This is a genomic window from Arsenophonus sp. ENCA (assembly GCF_002287155.1).
Classification (GTDB): domain Bacteria; phylum Pseudomonadota; class Gammaproteobacteria; order Enterobacterales; family Enterobacteriaceae; genus Arsenophonus; species Arsenophonus nilaparvatae.
Genome location: NZ_NHNG01000006.1, coordinates 1 through 2,628 on the forward strand (window position 1 = coordinate 1; position 2,628 = coordinate 2,628).

Below are 2,628 nucleotides of genomic sequence, written 5' to 3' on the forward strand. Positions count from 1 at the left end.
TACAGGTTTCGATCTTGACCAGCGGGTCACCCAACTTGTCGATCGTCTGTTGGTGATACTGGTTTGCAAAGAGGTCATTCTTAATGGCGCTGCGTTTCTTCATGGTGGTTAGCTCAGTAGACCAGCTTCCGATAACTTTATCAGCAAAATCAAACTCGGCTTAGGTTTTTCGAGGTGCCCTAATGTATGATCTTATATTGATTATAAATAATATATTGTTAGTAAAATAAACCTCGATAATAGCGTTATTTTTAATGAACTAGCTGTTTTTTAAGCACAAATCATATGATAAAAGATGGCTGTGGTTGATAAATTAATAATCAACCATTGCCATGGTAACTTTATAGTAGAGAATTATAGTACATTGATTTCCCAATTAGCATCTTCATTTGCTAAAAAAGGAATTAAATGATTTTCACCTTGGGAAATTTTGTCAGGGATAATTACTTTTTTACGTTTAAGTTCAATAAACCCTTCATTAACAGGTAAACCATAAAATTTAGCGCCGTTTAATGAACAAAACGCTTCAAAGTTTTCCATCGCATTCATTTCATCAAAAACGGTAGCATAAGCTGCAAGGGCAGTAGGTGCATTAAAAACACCGGCACAACCACAGGCAGACTCTTTTCTATTTTGTGTATGAGGTGCAGTATCTGTGCCAAGGAAAAAGCGTTGGCAACCTGTTGTTATTGCTTCACGTAATGCTTTTTGATGGATGTCGCGCTTTAGAACAGGTAGACAATATAAATGAGGTTTGATGCCAGCAACTAACATATGATTTCTGTTAAACATTAAATGTTGTGGTGTGATGGTAGCAGCCAGTTTTTCATTACCAGCCAGTACATATTGAACGGCTTCTTTAGTGGTAATGTGTTCAAACACAATTTTTAGGCTGGGGAAATCTTTTCTAATAGGCTCCATCGTTTGATCAATAAAATAGGCTTCGCGATCAAAAATATCAATATCACTGTTTGTGACTTCACCGTGAACTAATAGTGGCATACCTATTTTTTCCATTTTGGCAAAAACGGGATAAATATTGGCTATCTTTGATACCCAATATTTAGAGTTAGTTGTTGCGTTGGCTGGGTAAAGTTTACAGGCAGCAAATATCCCCTGATTGAAGCCTTCTTCTACTATTTGGGCGTCAGTGGTATTCGTTAGGTAGCAGGTCATTAATGGTGTAAATGAATGTTCTGCAGGGGTCGCGTCAAGGATCCTTTCTCGATAAGATTTTGCTTGATCAATATCAGTTATTGGCGGTACCAAGTTTGGCATAACAATAGCTCAACCAAAAAATTGGCTAGTATAAGGCACAACAAGTTTTAATATATCATCATCTCTAAAATGAACATGCCAGTCGTCTGGGCGGCGAATTTTAATAGTTGTCGTGATTTGGGTCATTAAATTGACTCCATCTTAAAAGTAGATAATGAAAAAAATGAGTTGTGAGTATGTTAACTAGAGATGATAAAGTGAAAAAAGCAAAATAGCTATATTAAATAGCAGATTAACCTGTATCAAACTAATAAGTTATAAAAGTAATAACAAAAGTATAAGTTAAGATTGTTTGGCTCCTCCAACTGGACTCGAACCAGTGACATACGGATTAACAGTCCGCCGTTCTACCGACTGAACTATGGAGGAATAACATTAGATGAGCACTGAATGTTATCGACAGAAAGTCAATTTGTCAAAGACCAAAAGGAGTTATATTAATCAGCAGTGCGGAGTTTTAAATATAACAATATGTTGGCTAGCGAGAGGTTGTGTTATAGTAAGCATAACAGTTGATTTTTAATCTATCTAATTTGCCTATGAAAGCAAAAAACCTGCTAATTAGGCAGGTTTTCTTAATAATCTGGCTCCTCCAACTGGGCTCGAACCAGTGACATACGGATTAACAGTCCGCCGTTCTACCGACTGAACTATGGAGGAATTAAGCAAGCTAAAAAAGCTGGCTGCATACTAACGATGTCCTGCACCACTGTCAACGTTAAAAATATAATATTTTTACTGTTTGTTTATACTGTAATCACATTGCATCAAAAATAAACTATTTATCTGATATTATATGAATTATGAGCGATTTTTTATTGAATTAGGCGGGTATGCAAGTAGATATATATCATAAAATGTTATTTTGTTTTTTTGCTTGATAAGACGTTTTAACTCGGTTTTGATTGCATTGTTGATAGTTGGCTCAGCAAGTATTTTGTTAATCGCAGTATCTGATACTTTTTCAGTAACAAACCATTCGCCATTGTAACATACGCGTAAATCCAGTATCCCAATATTGATGCGGCGTGCGATATTTGAAGCCAAAACGTGCGATAAATGGCAGGCTACTTTTGTTTCCATCAGTGTAACGAAATTACATTTATATTTTTAGTAAACATTATTAACTGCCCATAGATAGCTTCATCTTATAAGATTAAGCTACGATGATGCTTTTGATTTGAAGGTGTGACGATTGTATGGATAAGAAGTTAGACTCTCTTCAAGCTCTGCGTGGTGTCGCGGCGCTGTTGGTACTTTTATATCACTACCGTTTTTACCTTCGTGGAAATGATGTAAGTGGCTCTAGCATATGGGATGCGCTATTTGGCTGGGGAATAATTGGCGTTG

Annotated in this window: 1 protein-coding gene, 2 tRNA genes and 1 pseudogene; all 4 read right to left on the minus strand. The window is 36.3% G+C overall.

Going from position 1 to position 2,628, the window contains the following annotated elements:
• Window positions 1-354: 354 nt before the first annotated feature.
• Window positions 355-1,404, minus strand: a pseudogene (pyrC, locus tag CBG25_RS00210) (dihydroorotase).
• 167 nt (window positions 1,405-1,571) lie between these two features.
• Window positions 1,572-1,647, minus strand: a tRNA-Asn gene (locus CBG25_RS00215).
• 215 nt (window positions 1,648-1,862) lie between these two features.
• Window positions 1,863-1,938: transfer RNA gene (locus CBG25_RS00220), tRNA-Asn, on the minus strand.
• A gap of 141 nt (window positions 1,939-2,079) precedes the next feature.
• Complete coding sequence (locus CBG25_RS00225) at window positions 2,080-2,361, minus strand: YlaC family protein (protein ID WP_290603627.1); 282 nt, start codon at window positions 2,359-2,361, stop codon at window positions 2,080-2,082.
• Window positions 2,362-2,628: the final 267 nt, after the last annotated feature.